16 protein-coding genes and 1 pseudogene are annotated in these 19,352 nt (G+C 40.9%); 14 read left to right on the top strand and 3 right to left on the bottom strand.

The window, feature by feature from the left end:
• The 3 genes and pseudogenes from EKM76_RS09675 to EKM76_RS09665 form a co-directional block, all read right to left on the bottom strand.
• A pseudogene (locus EKM76_RS09675) lies at positions 1 to 195 on the bottom strand (IS21 family transposase); the annotation flags it as partial.
• Positions 196 to 545: 350 nt separating this feature from the next.
• Positions 546 to 2,933: a phosphoketolase family protein gene (locus tag EKM76_RS09670; RefSeq protein WP_125550468.1), complete on the bottom strand. Its 2,388-nt coding sequence runs from the start codon at positions 2,931 to 2,933 to the stop codon at positions 546 to 548.
• Between the two features lie 120 nt (positions 2,934 to 3,053).
• Positions 3,054 to 3,848, bottom strand: a complete 795-nt coding sequence (locus EKM76_RS09665; protein ID WP_125550467.1) for a DeoR/GlpR family DNA-binding transcription regulator — start codon at positions 3,846 to 3,848, stop codon at positions 3,054 to 3,056.
• Between the two features lie 298 nt (positions 3,849 to 4,146).
• Between EKM76_RS09665 and EKM76_RS09660 the strand changes: the two genes are divergently transcribed.
• From EKM76_RS09660 to EKM76_RS09590, 14 genes are all read left to right on the top strand, one after another.
• Positions 4,147 to 4,617, top strand: coding sequence for a PTS sugar transporter subunit IIA (locus EKM76_RS09660; RefSeq protein WP_125550466.1), 471 nt, complete (start codon positions 4,147 to 4,149; stop codon positions 4,615 to 4,617).
• Positions 4,618 to 4,634: 17 nt separating this feature from the next.
• Positions 4,635 to 4,934 carry a PTS sugar transporter subunit IIB gene (locus tag EKM76_RS09655; RefSeq protein WP_125550465.1) on the top strand — a complete coding sequence of 100 codons (300 nt, stop codon included), beginning with the start codon at positions 4,635 to 4,637 and terminating at the stop codon, positions 4,932 to 4,934.
• A gap of 26 nt (positions 4,935 to 4,960) precedes the next feature.
• Entirely contained in the window at positions 4,961 to 6,229 is a 1,269-nt protein-coding gene (locus EKM76_RS09650) for a PTS galactitol transporter subunit IIC (protein WP_125550464.1), read from the top strand.
• Between the two features lie 50 nt (positions 6,230 to 6,279).
• Positions 6,280 to 7,338, top strand: a complete 1,059-nt coding sequence (locus EKM76_RS09645) for a zinc-binding dehydrogenase (protein ID WP_125550469.1) — start codon at positions 6,280 to 6,282, stop codon at positions 7,336 to 7,338.
• A 606-nt stretch (positions 7,339 to 7,944) separates the two neighbouring features.
• Positions 7,945 to 8,997 carry an IS30 family transposase gene (locus tag EKM76_RS09635; RefSeq protein WP_010620018.1) on the top strand — a complete coding sequence of 351 codons (1,053 nt, stop codon included), beginning with the start codon at positions 7,945 to 7,947 and terminating at the stop codon, positions 8,995 to 8,997.
• Between the two features lie 126 nt (positions 8,998 to 9,123).
• The gene (locus tag EKM76_RS09630; RefSeq protein WP_125550463.1) at positions 9,124 to 10,032 is read left to right on the top strand and encodes an FGGY-family carbohydrate kinase; all 909 of its coding nucleotides are present in this window, start codon (positions 9,124 to 9,126) and stop codon (positions 10,030 to 10,032) included.
• Between the two features lie 3 nt (positions 10,033 to 10,035).
• Positions 10,036 to 11,493, top strand: coding sequence for an FAD-binding oxidoreductase (locus EKM76_RS09625; RefSeq protein ID WP_225417913.1), 1,458 nt, complete (start codon positions 10,036 to 10,038; stop codon positions 11,491 to 11,493).
• A gap of 62 nt (positions 11,494 to 11,555) precedes the next feature.
• The gene (locus EKM76_RS09620) at positions 11,556 to 12,785 is read left to right on the top strand and encodes an MFS transporter (RefSeq protein WP_125550461.1); all 1,230 of its coding nucleotides are present in this window, start codon (positions 11,556 to 11,558) and stop codon (positions 12,783 to 12,785) included.
• A gap of 300 nt (positions 12,786 to 13,085) precedes the next feature.
• Positions 13,086 to 13,532, top strand: a complete 447-nt coding sequence (locus EKM76_RS09615) for a PTS fructose transporter subunit IIA (protein ID WP_125550460.1) — start codon at positions 13,086 to 13,088, stop codon at positions 13,530 to 13,532.
• Between the two features lie 263 nt (positions 13,533 to 13,795).
• Positions 13,796 to 15,244: a PTS fructose-like transporter subunit IIBC gene (locus EKM76_RS09610; protein WP_125550459.1), complete on the top strand. Its 1,449-nt coding sequence runs from the start codon at positions 13,796 to 13,798 to the stop codon at positions 15,242 to 15,244.
• 249 nt (positions 15,245 to 15,493) lie between these two features.
• Positions 15,494 to 16,660 (top strand): MalY/PatB family protein, encoded by a 1,167-nt coding sequence (locus EKM76_RS09605; protein WP_125550458.1) that lies wholly within the window; start codon positions 15,494 to 15,496, stop codon positions 16,658 to 16,660.
• 1 nt (position 16,661) lies between these two features.
• Positions 16,662 to 18,407, top strand: coding sequence for an HTH domain-containing protein (locus EKM76_RS09600; protein ID WP_125550457.1), 1,746 nt, complete (start codon positions 16,662 to 16,664; stop codon positions 18,405 to 18,407).
• Between the two features lie 215 nt (positions 18,408 to 18,622).
• Positions 18,623 to 18,844: a type II toxin-antitoxin system RelB family antitoxin gene (relB, locus tag EKM76_RS09595; RefSeq protein ID WP_125550456.1), complete on the top strand. Its 222-nt coding sequence runs from the start codon at positions 18,623 to 18,625 to the stop codon at positions 18,842 to 18,844.
• A complete protein-coding gene (locus EKM76_RS09590; RefSeq protein WP_125550455.1) occupies positions 18,841 to 19,113 on the top strand; it encodes a type II toxin-antitoxin system RelE family toxin in 273 nt (90 codons plus the stop codon). The genes relB and EKM76_RS09590 overlap by 4 nt, the downstream gene beginning before the upstream one ends.
• Positions 19,114 to 19,352 lie beyond the last annotated feature (239 nt).

The following is a 19,352-nucleotide window of genomic DNA, read 5'->3' as shown; positions in this document are numbered from 1 at the left end:
ATCACGATAGGGATCAAGCAGGCTAGGGCGTTGCTTTTTCGGTTTCTGTGGCTTGGCGTCACCTTCCTTTACTTCTTGATAAGCTTTCTTGGCAGTGCGATAGTCAACGTCATATTGTCGGCTTAAAGCGGCATAATTGGGTTCGATATTATTATCCACGTAACGTTTCACTCCTTCTCTAATGTCGTGTCTCACATCATTAACCTCCCCGATTAAGATGTGATTAATGGTATCAAAAAATGTAGGAAAACCGACAATTTCTCACCGCCCTTTTCCTACATTTTATAACTGCCGTTTACATACTACGACTGATTCTGAGTTGTTGAGCTGTTTATATTAAAAAGCTCGATACCTGGAAGTAATCACTCCAATAGTATCAAGCTGAATTCAATATTATAATAAAACTGGGTGATAAGAGCCCGGTTAAATACCGTGTTCTTACCACCCAGAAAGTCGTTTAAAACTTCGTCAAATAGCTTGCTTAAGCAGGCCTTTTTTGCGGCTGTAATTCTAAAGGAGGAATCATGTAACAGAAACTACTTTAATTATTTCAGTGGTTGCCATTTCCAATCTTCAACTTCAGGTAAATCTTGACCTTCAGCACGAATATAAGCATTATGCTTAGCTAACATATTGTCCATTTCTTGAATCAAATGAGCACCTTTGTTTTCGTAACCTGGGGTAACTTGCATTACTGCCTTAGTTAAGTGGAAACGATCGAGGCAGTTACGAACACGCATATCGAATGAGGTCGTAATGTCGCCTTCTTCACGATAACCATGAACATGAACATTATGGTTATGGCGATCAAAGAAGAGGGTCTTAACTAAGTCATCATAGCCGTGGTAAGCGAAAATAACTGGCTTGTCAGTGGTGAAGTAAGTGTCGAATTCACGATCAGATAAACCACGTGGGTCATCTTTCTTCAGACGTAATAAATCAACCACGTTAACGAAGCGAATCTTCAATTCAGGCACATTCTTGTGCAGAATTGAAATGGCAGCTAAACTTTCATAAGTTGGTTCAGATCCAGCAGCTGCAAAGACAACGTCGGGCTCTTCACCATTATCAGTACTTGCCCAGTCAATGATGCCTAAGCCATTATCGACTAATTCCTTAGCTTCATCAGCTTGGAACCATTGTGGCCGTGATTGTTTACTAGCAACGACTAAGTTGATAACTTGTTTAGTCTTCAAAGACTTGTCGAAAGCAGCAACCAAGGTGTTAGCATCAGCAGGTAAGTATTCACGAATGTATTCGGTTTTCTTCTCTGCCAAATGAGTGATGACACCAGGATCTTGATGTGAGTAACCATTATGATCTTGCTGGAACGCAGTTGAAGTGGCAATGATGTTTAGTGAAGGCACATCATCACGCCAAGGTGTTTCTTCATGCGAGTTGCGTAACCACTTGAAGTGCTGAGTCAACATTGAATCGACAACACGCAAGAATGATTCATAACTGGAGAAGAAACCATGGCGACCAGTTAAGTTATAAGTTTCCAACATACCTTCATCTAAATGTTCAGATAACATCGAATCGATCATGCGACCTTCGGGAGCAAGGAGCGCATCATTATTTTCCTTGATAGGTTCCATCCATTGACGGTTTGTCTTTTCAAAAATTGGTGCTAAACGGTTAGACAAAGTTTCATCTGGACCGAAGCCACGGAAATTTTTGTTCTTGTCGTTTAAGACGAAGACGTCACGAATGTAGTTACCTAAAACGGTCATATCTGAAGCTTCATTAGCACCGCGTTCAGTATTATCTAAAGCATAGTCAGCAACGTTAGGTAAGATCAAGTCCTTAGTTAAACGGCCACCATTTGTGACTGGGTTAGCAGCCATCCGGTGAGTACCTTTAGGCGTTAAAGCAGCAATTTCTGCTTTAAGTTTACCGTTTTCATCAAATAATTCGTCAGGACGGTATGACTTCAACCAAGTGACTAATTCGTCAATGTCTTCAGTATGGTTACGATCAACCGCGATCGGAATCTGATGAGCACGGAATGAGCCTTCGATTGGTGCGTTAGCTGGGCCTTTAGGACCTTTCCAGCCCTTAGGAGCGCGGAAAACGATCATTGGCCATACAGGACGTGATTCATCATTAGCTTCTTTAGCGTGTTCCCGAATAGCATGGATCTCTTCAATAACTTGATCCAAAGTCTCTGCCATCTTAGGGTGCATGATTTTAGGATCAGTACCTTCAACGAAGTAAGGTTTCCAGCCAAGACCCTTGAAATAGCTAGTTAACTCTTCTTTGGAGAGGCGAGACAAAATAGTTGGATTAGAAATCTTAAAACCGTTTAAGTTCAAGATTGGTAAAACAGTACCATCAGTTACCGGGTTCAAGAATTTGTTAACATGCCAAGAAGTTGCCAACGGACCAGTTTCAGATTCGCCATCACCAACAACAGTAGCGGCAATCAAACCAGGATTGTCCAAGACAGCACCGGCACCATGAAGAATCGAATAACCTAATTCGCCACCTTCATGAATTGAACCAGGTGTTTTAGGATCAGCATGAGATGCCACACCACCTGGGAACGAAAACTGTTTGAATAACTTCTTCATACCAGCTTCATCTTCTGTAATTGATGGGTAAGTTTCAGTGTAGCTACCATCAAGATATGAATTAGAAACCATGACTTGGCCACCATGACCTGGGCCTTCAATGTAGAACATGTTCAAGTTGTATTTATTAATAACTCGGTTTAAGTGGGCGTAAATAAAGTTCTGTCCAGAAATAGTACCCCAGTGACCGATTGGATGGACTTTTAAGTCGGCTGCGGTCAATTCTTTTCTTAATAGTGGATTGTTTAATAAATATAATTGTCCAACTGATACATAATCGGCAGCCCGCCAATAGGCATCAACCTTCTCTAAATATTCAGTGGAAGAATAGTCGGTATCTTTAACTGATGTTTGACTCATGTTGGCAATCTCCTTTGCAAATGTTTGCTTTATATTTCATTACACCTATATGATATCGTTTTCAGCATGAAAGTCAAGTGTGTTTTTTAAATTTGCAAAACATTTGCCAATTTAGACTTATTAATCAATAGTGACATCTTTAGAAGTCAATTCGCCATTGATAAATGAAACATCCGCTAAGCACATATCTTTGGCAATTTGTGGATTGATCGCATCATCAGTAATAACGACATCGATATCGTTAATATTGGCAGTCCTATAAAGGGCGGTTTTTTCAAACTTGGTGTGATCAGCTAAAACGATTTTAATCCGACAATGCGCCATCATTTGTTTAGAAACTTCAACTTCGCCAAAATAGTGGTTAGTTACGCCTGCTGTTAAGTTGACGCCGCCGCTACCAAAAAAGCCAACATCTGCGTAGATATTATTGATATTATCTAGAGTAAGTGGGCCAGAAACAGAGCCTTCATCACCACGAACGCTGCCGCCAAGAAAAATCATATCTACCTTTTTTTCATATAATAGGGTAGAAAGCACTGTTGTTGAGTTTGTAATTATCGTAATATTCTTTAGGCTACTGCGTTTAATTGCCTCTGCAACTTCAAAGGCAGTCGTGCCATAATCAAGAAAAATTGAATCGCCATCATGAATGAAACGAATTGCATTTTGAGCAATTTGCTGTTTTTCTGGAATGTTGATTGCAGTTCGATGACCGTATTTTGTACCACTGACAGTTTCAGAGGCAGTGGCACCACCACGAACCGCTTGAATAAGACCCTGTTTATCTAAAGTATAAATATCTTTTCTAATGGTTTCACGGGTCACATTTAATTCGTGACTAATATCAGCAATACGGACCACGCCTTGTTCTTTAACCATATCGATAATATATTGGCGTCGTTGATTAATATCCATGATCGATACCTCCTATGATTTAGCATTTTTCTTTGCATTATTAATGATAACAAGCTATATATTGATTATTGCCAATATAACACTTCGCAAAAAAAAAATCTATTAAAAGCTCAAAAATTCACTAATTCCTTTTGCACCAGCCAATTAAGCCTTTTTAGTAAGCAAGCTGTTCTGTGTGCTAATTAAGTGTGTTATTTGCAAAAAAAGATTAAATAAACTATTGCAAAATAATTGCAAACTGATATACTTAATCTGTTGAAAGCGTTTGCTAGAATTGCAAAAAGAAAGGGTGATATAGATGAGTGATGACACAGCGCTGAAAGTTAGTGATTACTTACGGGAACCATTAATTTTATTAAATACGAGTTTCAATAATACAGACGAATTATTTACAGGTGTAAATGAGATCGCTTTCGAAAAAGGATTTGTAACTGACCAGTTTTTACCAAAAATAAAAGCACGTGAGTCAACTTTTCCAACCGGGTTACAATTAGAAGACCGTGGCGTCGCTATTCCCCATACAGATGCGGACACGATCAAAAAAGAATTTGTGGCGATTGTGGTTAACCAACAACCAATTTCCTTTAAGCGAATGGATGATCCTGAATCCACTACACCGGTTAAAGTGGCGTTTGTTTTAGGCCTAAATCAACCACACGCACAACTGGAAATGCTTCAATCATTGATGGGAATTATTCAAGACAAAGCAGTTTTGGATAAATTGGAAACGGCTTCAAACAAACAAGAGGTTCAACAAATACTTAATTAATAGAGGAGATTTTTAAAATGAACAAAAAAGTTAATGTACTTGTCGCTTGCGGCGCGGGTATTGCTACTTCAACTGTTGTTATGAAAAAAGTTGAAGACTTATTTAAAGAAAACAACATTGAGGCTAACCTGATTCAAATCAAAATTGCTGAAGCTGCGTCAAAACAAGATGATGCTGATTTATTGATTTCGACCACTGTTTTGCCAACACAGTACCGGATCCCAGCAATTAAAGCTATGAGTTTCTTAACTGGTATCGGCGTTGATAAAGTAAAAGCTGAAATCTTAGACGCCGTTAAAGAAATTCAATCAGCTTAATTGCGTAGATCTAGGAGGATAAACTAATGGATATTCTATCTAATGTTGTACAAAGTATTATCGGGGTTGGCCCTAGCGTAATGCTACCAATCATCATTTTCATTGTTGGTTTGATTTTTCGTGTCAAACCAGGTAAAGCCTTAGTTTCTGGTATCACTGTTGGTATCGGAATGATCGGGATCAATTTAGTTATTAATTTATTAACAACTAGTGTTGGTCCAGCTGCGCAAGCAATGGTTAAACGGTTTGGTTTCAACCTGACAATTATTGATGCTGGGTGGCCAGCTGTTTCTGCCGGGACTTGGGCACAACCAATTGCAGCAATTATGATTCCAATTATTTTAGTGGTAAATATTGGCCTTATCTTAATTAAATTTACTAAGACTTTGGATATTGATATTTGGAATTATTGGCATATGATCGCCGCTTCATCAACTGCTTATGTTGTTACTAAGAGTTGGTGGTTCAGTATTCTTTGTGGGATTCTCTATGAAGCGGTTGTATTGCTTATTGCCGATAAAACAGCACCAAAAGTTCAAGAATATTATGGTCTAGAAGGGATTAGTTTCCCAACTGGTTCAGCTGCTGCTTATGGCTTGCTAGGCATTCCAGTCGGCTGGGTCGTTAGCAGAATTCCTGGTATCAACAAAATGGATGTTGATCCAGAAACAATTCAAAAACGTTTTGGTATTTTTGGTGAACCAATGGTCATGGGGATCATTATTGGTGCGTTATTAGCCGCTTTAGGTGGCTATTCTGTACCAAACATTTTGAAATTAGGGATGTCCATGGGTGGTGTTATGTTCTTAATGCCACGGATGGTCAAAATCCTAATGGAAGGGTTAATTCCAATTCAAGAGGGTGCCCAAAGTTTATTACAAAGTAAGTATGGTGATCGTGAAATCTACTTAGGTATGGATGCCGCATTGTCAACAGGGGCACCAGCTACATTAGCAACTGGTTTGTTAATGGTCCCAATCACGTTGTTCTTGGCGATCATCTTACCAGGTAATCGTGTATTACCATTTGGCGATTTGGCAACGATTCCGTTCTTTGTTGCCTTGATCGTTCCTAGCCGTAAAGGGAACATTGTTCATTCCGTAATTTCATGTACGATCGTTATGGCTGTTGGCTTGTTAATGGCAACCGACTTCGGTCCAACGCTGACGACAATGATGCACGGAATTGTTAAATTCCCACAAGGCGCTGCCGAAGTAAGTAACTTAGATACTGGTGGTAACGTTTTAAACTGGTTAGTTCTTAAGTTCTCGCAATTAGTTAAGCCATTATTTTAATTAATTTGATTTAAAAGGAGATATTATCAATGAGTGATGTAGCAAAAACAATGGAAGCAGTTGTTAAAAGTGAAGCAGGATACGACAATATGTCGATTCAAGAAGTTCCTGTACCAGAAGTAACAGGTGATCGTGTTTTACTCAAAGTTGCTTATACAGGTATCTGTGGGACTGATATTCATACATTCAAAGGTCAATATGCTAATGCGGTTACACCTTTGGTACTAGGACATGAATTCTCTGGTAAAGTTGTTGCCGTAGGTCCTGATGCAACTAAGGTTAAACCAGGTGATCGTGTAACTTCTGAAACAACTTTTAACACTTGTGGTAAATGTGTTTACTGTAAAGCAGGTGAATATAATTTATGTGAAAACCGTGAAGGTATCGGTACTAAAGCTAATGGGAGTATGGCTAACTACGTTCTTACTCGCGACGAGAGTTGTCATATCTTACCAGACAATGTTAGCTACAAAATGGCTGCTATGTCAGAACCTTTGGCTTCATGTGTTCACGCTATGTATCAAAAGACGCCGTTCACTTTACATGATACCTTATTGATCATGGGACCTGGACCAATGGGCTTGCTTTCATTACAAATTGCTAAGGAAATTGGGGCCTTCACTATTGTTACTGGGATCACCAAAGATCAAGAACGACTTGATATTGCTAAAGAATTAGGTGCTGACATTATTGTTAATACTCAGACTGAAGATTTAGCAAAAGTTATTATGGATGCAACTGATGGTGTTGGTGTCACTAAAGTTTATGATTGTTCCGGCGCCGTACCAGCCGTTAATGCTGCTTTGCCTTTGATCCGTAAAGGTGGTACTTTCCAACAAGTTGGTTTGTTTGCTAAACCAATGAATGAATTAGATGAACGTTCAATCATTCAACATGAAATTAGTTATGTTGGTTCACGCTCACAAAATCCATATGACTGGCCAATTGCTTTACACCTTGAAAGTAAAGGCGCAATCAATCAGGACAAGATGGTTACTAAAGTCTTTGATCTCGAACACTGGCGTGATGCTTTTGAAGCTATGATGGCTGGTCAAGAATTGAAAGTTTTGATTGCATCTAATCCAGACGATCCAGATTTAGCTAACTAATTAATTTAATCTGTAGCGTCTAAAAAAGCTTCTAAAATCAGAATAGAATGAAGTGCAACACAAAAGTAAATAATTTCTACGCTGCTAAGGTATGTTCTAAGTATTCACACAGGGACATACCTTTTGTTTTCAACGAGATTCGTTGGTGATTAAACGGCGCTTTATCAAATCCTGTTGATAGCTAATTTTAGATAGAATTGGAGGTTAATAACTTCCAATTTTGTTTACAAAGAGCCCAGTCGATTAAATTAGCAGTCCGTTTTGCGAATGATACTTATATCAAGGTAGGAGAGCTTAACGGTTTTCCTACTTTTTTATTTCCAGATTTTTCGATAAATCTATTACTAGAAGTAGTGATTGTCGGGAAGGTAGTAACGAAAAACCTAATATTTTTGCGATAGGTGCTTTGATATAATAGAAAATAATCTAAGTATTTGGTATGTAGGATGTATTTTTTGGGGTTTTAAGTTACTTTTATTATTTGCGCGCATTTTAGAATCAAGTTAGCCACTGTCTCAAAATTTTTTGGACAATAAAAAACATCAAGAACAGATATCCTGTATCATTGAAGTTCCTACACAAACAATGGAAGAGGATGTTGTCTTGATGCAGAAACAGGATAGCACACACCGCCAAAAAGGTCAGCACTTAACATCACTCGAGCGCGGAAAAGTGGCCGGATTCCGCCAAGCTGGGAAGTCCAATCGTTGGATTGCTGCTGAAATTGGCGTCTGCCCGCAGACCATTAATAATGAAATCAAGCGAGGTACAGTAGATCAGGTCAAGAAGAGTAATGGCAAGCGCGTCTACCATCGACAATACCTACCAGAGGCTGCTCAGGCACGTTACGAGACTGCACGCTTGAGCTGCCATCGTCCTGACAAGTTCGCCAGTGTACAGGTCTTCTTAGCCTGGTACGTACAGCGAGCTAAGCAGGACAAATGGTCGCCGGATGCTTCAATCGGCTATGCCAAGCGACACAAGCTGTTTACTCCTGAAGAGCTTGTTTGTGCCTCGACTTTGTACCAGTACATTGACGACCAACGCCTAGAGATTCGAAATATCGACCTGTTGGAGAAGACTAAGCGGAAGACCTCTCACCAGCACCACACCAAGGCTAAGCGCCTGGCTGGCCGCAGTATCGAGGAACGGCCTAAGGTCGTTGAACGACGCAGGCAGTTCGGTCACTGGGAGATGGATACCATTGTCGGTAAACGCAATGGCAAGGAGAGCGTCATCTTGACTCTGATTGAGCGCAAGACCCGTTGCCAACTTCTCCGCTTGATCGAAGGACGAGATGCAGACTCTGTGAGCTATGCATTGCGTGGAATCAAGCGCGAATGGGGAGCTTGCATCAAGACCATCACAGCAGACAACGGACCCGAGTTCACCGCCTTAAATACTGCTTTTGCTGGGACGGAAACTGAGATCTTCTACGCCCATCCTTACACGTCCTGCGACCGTGGCACCAACGAGGCACATAACCGGATGATCCGCCAGGACTTCCCTAAGGGCATGTCCCTAGATGACATTAGCCCTAGTCAAGTGCAGGCCACGCAAGACCGCTTGAATCAGTTGCCTCGCAAACAACAGGGCTACTGCACACCCCAGCAAAACTTTGAGGCCGAAGCACGGCGCGTTCGCCGCATGGCCCAGTAGTCTTCTAGCGCCACAACTTCTATTTGATAACGGCCTGTTCTGGGATTGTCCTCAACGACTGGCTAACTTGTTCTTGCAATTTACGGGAAGTATTTTCCAGCTTATCACGATAAATTATTTGATCTTGTGTTACCGAGTGAGTTACTGGGGCATATTACAGCCGAAGCTGCCAGCTTAACTAGCTTACCTGCGGGCTTGCCTGTATTTGCTACAGCTAATGATAAGGCTGTGGAAGCTTTAGGTGCTGGGCTAATTAAAGCTGACGAATTATTAGTATCATTAGGCACTTACACCACCTCGATGATGACTGGTGAAAAAAACTATGGTACTGGCTTAACCGACGCTTTTTGGTCAAATATGGCTGATCAACCGCACCGTTATCTATATGAATCTGGTGGTATTCGCCGAGGAATGTGGACTATTAGTTGGTTTAAAAATTTATTTGGTCCTGAACTAGATGAATTATTAAAAAGCCAAGGGACTTCAATGCTAGCTCGATTAAATGAAGAAGCAGCAGTGGTACCTGCTGGAAGTGATGGGTTAGTTGCGTTAATGGACTGGTTACCACCTCTGGATAAAAAATATCGACGTGGTGGATTGATTGGATTTGATAACCGACATGGTCGTGGACATATTTTCCGAGCAATTATGGAAGGTTTAGCGTTGACCATGTTCAATTATTCAACACACATGATCGAGCAACTAAAGCGCCAACCATCCGCTATGATTGTGACCGGCGGTGGTTCTAATAGTGATTTGTTTATGCAAATACTAGCTGACGTTTATAATATACCAACGCGAAGAAACGTGATCAATGGGGCTGCTAGTTTAGGTGCCGCGATCAACGTAGCGATTGGCGCTAATGTTTACCCCGATTATGATACTGCAATTGAATCTATGGTTAGAACTGACCGCACATTCCAACCAGATCCGACTAATGTGGTGCATTATCAACAAATTGCTGTACGTTATCAACAACTATATACGGATTTAGACCCAGTGTTTAAAACAGCAAATCCAGAAAACGAGGCGTGAATAATGACGGTCGATGAAATTATTACTCAATTACAAAGTTTTGTGGGCGCGGAAAATATAGAAATTGGACGTGAACAATTAGAAGAAAGCAGCATCGATCTTTATCGTAAATGGGAACAAGCACAGCATGAATTTAATCAAATTACGCCGCCAATTGCGATTGTTTATATAACTAATGTGGCCCAGGTTCAACAAGTGTTACGCTTTGCGGATGAAAATAAGCTTAATGTTATCCCGCGGACTGGTGGTTCCGATATTGAACGTGGGCTAGAAACAGGCGGCAAGGAGCCACATTTTATTTTAGATGGTAGCCGGATGAATCAAATCTTAAAAGTTGATCCAACCAATATGCAAGTTACGGTTGAAGCAGGAGTTTCCCTACAAGTGCTTGAAGATAATCTAAATAAAATGGGTTACACTACTGGTCATTCACCACAGTCTAAACCAATTACCCAAATTGGTGGCTTGATTGCGACACGGAGTATTGGCCAATATTCCACCTTGTATGGCGGTATTGAAGATATGGTCGCGGGTTTAGCTGGCGTTTTACCAGACGGAACAACGTTTGATATTAAGCCGATCCCACGACGCGCAGCAGGTCCTGATATTCGTCAAATATTTATCGGCAGCGAAGGAACGATAGCGTTTATTACGCAAGCGACTTTGAAAATGCACACTTGGCAGCCAGACAATAATATTTACCTTGGTTGGGCATTTGATGACTTGGCGGCTGGCTTTAAGATTCTGCGCGATGTCATGGTTGCTGGGTACCGGCCATCGATGGCGCGCGTTTATGAAGCTGGCGATGCTGCACTACACTTTGCTGATTTTGTGCATGAACAACATGTTTTACTGTTTATGGCTGAGGGACCAGCTAATATTGCTCAGGCGACAGCAGATGGTATTCGGGCCATTGTTGCTGCTAATGCAGGGTTTACTGAATTTCCAGGTCAGCATGTTAAGGACTGGTTGGATCATTTGAATTGGGATAATAAACGGGTCAATGATGAGCGAATTTATTTTGCTAAAACTCATCAGGTCGGATACACCACCGAAATTGCTGCCGGCTGGAGTGAAATTGTGCCATTATTTATGTCAGTCCAAACTCGTGTGATGCAGGAAGTGGCGGGAATGATTGGAATTAGCGGTCATTCATCACATCAATATATTAATGGGACTAATATGTACTTTATTTATGGTTATTGGATGGATAAAGTTAATGCAACTGAGATAACGGTTCACGATCAAATCAATCGGATCATCGTTGAAGAAACTTTGAAGCATGCTGGCACGATCGTTCATCACCACGGAATCGGAAAAGCACGCGCACCTTATATTCAAGAAGAATATGGGACCTCTTATCCAGTGCTGAAAAAATTATTGCAAGCCTTTGATCCGCATAACACGATGAATGCTGGATCGATCATTCCAATTGATTTGTGGAATAAATCAGATCAATAAGCAATTGACACGTAAATGCGTAACGGCTATGTTGTGCATTTTCTAAGTTGAGGAGGGTTAGTATGGAAGGGCATAAAGGGTTTACTTTTAAAGCTGCTTTGCTGGGTATATCGCTATTACTTTACAGCGCTGGAGCCGTTGCAACGGCGATACCGTTGATGCTGCAAGATTTTACGAATGTTTCACGAACCATGGTCGAAATGCTGATCACTGTGCCTAGTGTTGTTGTTTTAATTTTCGTTTTCTTTAGCAATTTATTGGTCCGCTGGCTAGGGGATAAAGCCACTATTATCATTGGCTTAATCGTCGTTATCATCAGTGGCATGTTACCGTTCTTTACAGATAATTTCACTTTGATTATTATCTCGCGGATGTTGTTAGGGGCGGGTATTGGTTTATTTAATTCATTATCCTATAGTATTATCGGTAAATTTTTTGCCGATGCTGAGTTAGCTAAAATGATGGGCTTTCAAACTGCCATTGGTAGCTTCGGTAATTTTCTAATGGTCATGATCGTTAGTGGATTACTAGGCTTTGGCTGGCATGCTGCATATCTAGTCTATTTGCTAGCCGTACCAATTTTACTATTATTTTGGTGGAAGATCCCCAGTCGTAAGAATGAGCAACCATACTTGGTTAAAGCAGCACCGGTGGTTGATTCTGAGGAAAAAACACAGGAAAAACCTCATTTAAATGCGCTGATCTTGGCGTTTTTAGCCATCATTTTTATTTATTATTTTGCTTGGCCAACGCCGCCGCTTAATATGGGCAGTGTTATTCTAGGACGTGGCTATGCCAATCTACAAGAAGCCACGATTGCTATTAGCTTGCTTAGTTTAGCCTCAATGTTTGGCGGCGTCATGTTCAGTACTCACTATCGGTTACTTGGTCGGTTAGTCCTGCCATTAGGAATGGCGATCGGTGGTGGCGCTTTTATCGGTATGGTCAGTTCAACTAATCTGATCGTAACAATCATCTTCGCTATGATAGCAGGTTATACGGCTGGTGGATCTAATCCGTATATTTTTCTACGGGTCAACGAATCCGCACAGAATAATGCCACCGCCGTTTTAGGCCAATCATTGTTAGTGATCGGTGCTAATGTCGCCTACTTCTTGCTACCCGTATTTTGGGGCGCGGTTAATTCGGTTCAACACGCTAGTGAGATTCAGATTCCGCGAACTGTGATCTTCGGTGCGGGGCTAATTATGCTGACTTTAGCTGCCATCATTTTCCTAAGTATGGTCTTTTCAAAAAAACGGCAACCTGGTTCTGATTCGACAACGAAATAAATAACCACTAATGGCCGATCAGCCTACTGAAAAAGTAGGGTTGACCGGCTATTTTTTTTGCTTTTTTTGATATTGCCTATCATTTTCATTTGAATGATCAGTAAAGTAAACGATTGATTTAACGGACCGTGAATGGTGGTGCAAAGTAGTTCCGGTTATTTCTATGTAACTAGATTTGGTACTACGGCTATACTACTTGAAAGCGCTTATTGAGCCTTTGTCACCATCAAGTGACAAAGTGAGCATTAATGTTTTTTCTATTTGCAACTATAATAAAAATATAGAAGGAGGGTAAAACTTATGACAGACTTATTTACGAGAGATCAAATTAATTCAAATATTGTTGGTACGACGCAAACTGAGATATTGACTAACCTTGCGAATTGGGCGACAGACCTTGGTATTGCTAAGGATGCTGATCAGTTGGTCAAAGATTACCAAGCGCGTGAGCAAGAATCGACCACTGGTTTTGGTAACGGAATTGCGATTCCCCATGCGAAGTCGAACAACATTGAACATGCCGCAATTCTATTTGCACGTGGGACTACTGATGTTGAATGGGCTGCTTTAGACGATAAGCCGGTTAATGTTTGGATCAGTTTACTCGTTCCGGATAACCAGGCAGATACACATTTGAAATTATTAGCTAAATTAAGTCGGCAATTGATTCATCAGGACTTTATTCAATTATTAAAAACCGGCACAGCTGATGAAGTTTATGCCCGGATAACTGAAATTATTTCTTAATTACTTTTAAATTGCGGTAAAAATAGTTACTTGGCGAAGGAGTGCCATGCTTTTGATGAGCATGGTTGCGGCCATCAAAATGGACATCGATCGTAACATCGAAGATTGTTGACGTACTTGGTCAACTATCTACATTAATTGTGAAGGAGTGCCATGCTTTTGATGAGCGTGGTTGCGGCCATCAAAATGGACATCGATCGTAACATCAAGATTGTTGACGTATTTGGTCAACAACCTACATTAATTGTGAAGGAGTGAGAATAATGGCAGTAAAGAAAATTGTAGCCGTTACCAATTGTCCGGCTGGGATCGCCCATACCTATATGGTTGCCGAGGCGATATCGGAAAAAGCTAAAAGCTTGGGTTATGAGGCCCACGTTGAAACGCAAGGTGCTAGTGGCGTTGAGGATCGTTTAACACCAGAGCAGATTAAGGAAGCCGATTACGTCATCCTAGCCCTTGGTAAAGGGATGACCGATGAGGATAAGGCGCGTTTCAATGGTAAAAAAGTTGTTGAGCTACCCGTATCAGATGCTTTGAAACATATTGAAACCTTATTCGATGATATTGATGATAAAGCACATGTTTTTGAAACCTCTGGTGTAAAGTTAGGTGCTGACCAAGCCGCCGTCAAAGAGGGTGTTATGAGCTATTTGATGGCTGGTGTTTCTGGCGCATTACCATTTGTAATTGGTGGTGGGTTAATGCTGGCTATTGGTAGCCTGATGGTTCAATTCGGGATGGCCAACACTGCGCTTGACGCCGCTAAAAATATTCAACCGTCATTAGCTTGGGTCGTTTCTCAAATTGGTACTTTAGGTTTCACCTTTATGATTCCGATCATGGGCGCGTATATTGCCATGGCAATTGGTGACAAGCCAGCTTTTGCGCCAGCCTTTATCGCGACTTATTTAGCTAATAGTCCAGATTTATTAGGTACAGAAACTGGGGCTGGCTTCTTAGGCGCGATCATACTTGGTTTATCAGTTGGGTATTTTGTTAAGTACTTCAAGAAAATTCGTCTAGGTAAGAATTTCCAATCCGTTTTAGGTTATCTGATCATTCCGTTTGTCACATTATTAGTTTTCGGCTTATTGACTTACTACTTGATTGGGCCATTTTCTGGCTGGTTAATGCAAGCCTTATTGACCTTCTTACAGAACATTCCAACATCAATGAAAGTAATCGGTGGTTTCGTCGTCGGTTGTATGCTTGCGTTTGATATGGGTGGTCCAGTTAATAAAGCAGCATGGTTTTTCGGTTTCTCACTATTAAGTTCACATGTTTATATTTGGTACGGGATCGTGGGTGTCGTTACATTAATGCCACCGATGGCTGCTGCTATTGCTTGCTGGATCCGGCCAAAATTATTCACACAACAAGAACGTGCTGCTGCACCTAGCGCGATGGTCGTTGGGATGACAGTTGCGACTGAGCCGGCTATTCCATACGCATTGGCGGCACCAGTACCGATGATTGCTGCCAATGTATTATCTGGTGGGATCGCGGGTGCCTTAAGTATTCTATTCAATATTGAACGTACTGCCCCTGGTATTGGGATTTTTGATCCGTTACTTGGTTTGATCCACCCTTGGTATGCTTATTATCCAGTACTTGCCGTTGGCTTGATCTTAAATGTAGTCTTCATTATCTGGTTTAAGTCTGCTTGGGTAAAACATGAAGAAAAGAAACAGGCACAAAAGGCTGCTTAATAATTGTCGCAAAGAAGGCTGGTAGATTTATCGACCTTCTTTTTGCGATATCAAGATTTCTTAGTATAGTTAAGCTAGAACGAGCGGCTTGAACTTGCTGGACTTGGGCTTAGTCCAATCGATAATAAGATTGTCAAGAACGAGCGACAGTACGCCTTTTTAGGCACGCTTAATTTGAATCAGTTATAAAACGCTGACTTAAGTTCTTGATCAATAACCAATTTTGTGAAGCAGGAGGGATAGGATAATATGCAATATGATTTTGACCATATCATCGACCGCAAAGGTACTTACAGTACACAATGGGATTATATTGCGGACCGTTTTGGCCGTGATGATATCTTACCATTTTCAATTTCTGACACTGATTTTCCCGTACCGCAGGCGGTTCAGACTGCGCTGACTAAGCGCATGCAACACCCAATTTATGGTTATACGCGTTGGAACCATGCGGATTATAAAAATAGTATCGTTGAGTGGTTTAAACGACGTGATCAGGTGACTATCGATCCTGACTGGATCTGCTACAGTCCCAGTGTTGTGTGGTCGATCGGCACTATGATTCGCTTGAAAAGTCTGCCTGGCGAAGCGGTGGCCACGTTCACACCAATGTATGATGCTTTTTATGGTGTGATCGAACAAAATAATCGCTTGTTAGTTCCTGTACGATTAGCTGCCGCTGATGCTGGTTATGAGGTTGACTGGGATAGTCTGGAAACTGTGCTGGCACAACCACAAGTCAAAATTTTCTTATTAACTAATCCACACAATCCAACTGGCAAGGTATTTACAAAAGCTGAATTGACCCGACTAACTGCCTTGGCGCAGCAATACGGCGTGTTCATAATTTCGGATGATATCCATAAAGATATTGTTTATGGACCGGCAAAATATACACCATTAACTGAAATCACACAGACGAATATGATGTTAGCTTGTTCGGCAACCAAAAGTTTTAACACACCCGGTTTAGGCGGTGCTTATTTATTGTTACCTGATGCTGAATTGCGTGAGGCGTATTTACGCGAGTTGAAAGCCAAAAATGCGTTGTCGTCAGCTAGTATTTTTGGCATTACGGCACAAATGGCCTGTTATTCGAATGACGGTGCCGAATACTTGGATCAATTAGTGCCGTATCTACAAGCTAATTTACAATACGTTAAGCAGTTTTTAGCTGAAAAATTACCGGCGATCCGCTTCACTGTGCCTGAGGGAACCTATCTTGCTTGGCTGAACGTTACAGATCTGAATTTAGCTAGTGATCAGTTACAAGATCAGCTGGTTAATACAGGTCATGTCGGTATCATGGCGGGGGCAACCTATGGCGATGCGCATTATTTGCGGATGAATATTGCTTGCCCACGAGCTAAGCTGGAAGAAGGGCTGGCACGCCTTCTGAAGGGAGTGGACGCATGAGATGCTCAACGTACGTGCTCAGCATTTAATTCGGTTACTGCAAGAAAAGGACCAGACGGGAAAAGAGCTTGCAACTGCTCTGGATACCTCTAGACGTACGGTGATTCGCGACATCAATATCATTAATTCTGTCTTTGCTGAGCAGAAAATTGGCCAGATCGTTAGCGGTCAAAATTATCATCTAGAGATTGAAGAAACAGCGGCATTTCAGCGGTTGCTCAATGAATTTCGGCGCGAGCAAGATATTGTTCTGTTTGAATTATTGCGCCGCCCAACAGTCACACTACCAGAATTAGGCGAACTCACTTATATGTCGCGTGCAGCACTATTATCGCTGTTTACAAAGCTTAATCAAGAGTTTCATGACGTTTTGACAATAACCACAAAAAGTGGTGAAGGAATCGTTTTAACGATCGATAAGACTAGCCGGATTGATATTTTGGCTTATCTGTTACGCGAACACAAAACTTTTTATTCCGAAAGCCCGATCGAGCAAACAATATTAACTAAAACAATTATGCCAGCCGTACAGTCGGTAGTGCCGCAGCGATTGTTTGATTACTTGACGCGCGGTCAGTTTCTTGCTCAAATAACGGCTTGTGCGATCGGCGCACAATTTGCTGATGAGTTTAAGTCAGAGATTCAGTTAGATCTTAGTATGTATCAGCAAATCCAGCCGCAATTACGTAAAATATTAGAAAATTATTATGGGGTTAAGGTCGAATTACTGAATACGATCACGGTCAACGCAGTCCGTGAGCAAATTCTAGCGCTTGATGATCGGAAAATTCTGGCGCAACGTGAACGGCCATTTACCAACGAAATTTTTAGTCATTTATGTCGTTGTGCTATGTTTCCAACGTTTGCTGATACGATATTGATCAAACAAATCACCAATCTTGAGATCAATAATCCATTTGTTTTTGATCTGGCTTTTGCATTGACTGAAAAACTTAGTCGGCGTTTTCCAAGCATCAATATTGAACCGCAATTTATCGCCTTATACACGTTGCATACGGTTGATACACCAACTGAGCAAAACGTGAATGCTTTATTGATTTTTTCGCAGCAAGCAGTTGGTCGAATCAATCAAATGATCGTATCAGAACATATTCCCAACGTTGATATTGAAGAAGTGTCAATTTCTGATATTGGAACGGAGCCGCTGGATATCGCTAGTTATGATTTAATTCTGGTCAATGGCCGCGGAGAAGATCTACCAAACAGCATAACACGTGTCGATATGGTATTTAATGGTATCATTGGTAGCCAGGAGTTAAGTAAGCTCAAGAAACTTGCTGATAATAGTTTCTTTGAAATGAAGTTTCCCGACTTTTTCCCACCGGATCATTTTTTGACCGTCACGACTAAGGGTAACGCGGCTGATGTGTTGGCAGCTGGTCTTAATCAATTAGCGGCAAATCAGCAAATCGACCAGCTAGCCATTCAAAATTTATTAAAACGAGAAAAAATGAATAACCAACTGATCATCAACGAAATCTCGATTCCGCATGCAACTGCTGATATTCCAGGCGCATATGAAATATTTGTGCTTCGGCCTAATTCAGGTAATTCGTTACAAATCAGTCAGCAACCGATTACGCTTTTTCTTTGTGTATTGGTTAAATCAGCGATCGTTGATCCCGGCAAGATTTTTAGCTATATTTATAAACGGCTTGCTAATGTTGATCCTGCTCAATTAGCAAAAATCACCACTTATGAGCAAATGCTGGCTTTGTTTAACTGATAATATTTTAAGCTATAGTATCAAGTATGTGGTCGTTGTGTTTTCTGCAGCAACCACTTTTTTGTTGGGTTTTCTGTAGCAAAAAATGGATAAGAACGCTTTTATTTTTAATTGGTAACTAGGTTGTACTAGTGGAGAGTTTTTCACTAGCATACAAAAGGCTTCAGTTGAAGTCTATTGTGTGCTATAATTAGTTTATCAGGGAGGTTAGTATTATGCCAGTTACTTCATTACGTTTTAAAGACGACCAATATAACGAAATCAAAGAAATGGCTGCTTTTTATGGTGTTTCGGTTACAACTTTTATGCGCAAAACTATTTTGGAGCGATTAGAAGATGAACAAGACTATCAAGATGCTGTAGACAGTATTGATTCGAGTGATGGCAAACTAGTTTCGCGTCTGGAAATGTTGGAGCGGTTTAACTCTAATTCATGAAAACTTACACTTGGAAATTTAATAAAACGGCAACTAAAAATTTTAGTAAATTGGATCAACAGGTCCAACGTCGTTTAATTCATTGGCTAGATGAACACATCGAAGGTAGCCATAATCCACGGACTTGGGGCAAAGCGTTAGAAGGGGATCGGGGTACTTTTTGGCGTTATCGTGTAGGCGGATTTAGAATTATTGCCGATATTCAAGATAGTCAATTTATTGTTTTGGTGGTCAAGGCGGCTAAACGAAATGATATTTATAAAAATTAAAGGTCATAAAATTCTGAAGTTCGATGATGACATTAAAAATCCTAGTGACTGTTGAGCACCGTCTAACAGTTACTAGGATTTTTAATATCTGCCGGATTTACAATGTAAGTGCAACACCAAAATAACTAGACCAAAAAGGCCATGAAGCCTTAAACTTATAAGTGACAAAACCAATAAGTTAGGACGGACTTCATGACCCAATCTAAAGATACCATCAAAAAATCTTATAAGCAACTATC

It is taken from the genome of Loigolactobacillus zhaoyuanensis (assembly GCF_003946385.1).
Taxonomy (GTDB): domain Bacteria; phylum Bacillota; class Bacilli; order Lactobacillales; family Lactobacillaceae; genus Loigolactobacillus; species Loigolactobacillus zhaoyuanensis.
The sequence above is the reverse complement of the archived record's forward strand: the minus strand, read 5'-3'. Positions and strand labels throughout refer to the sequence as shown.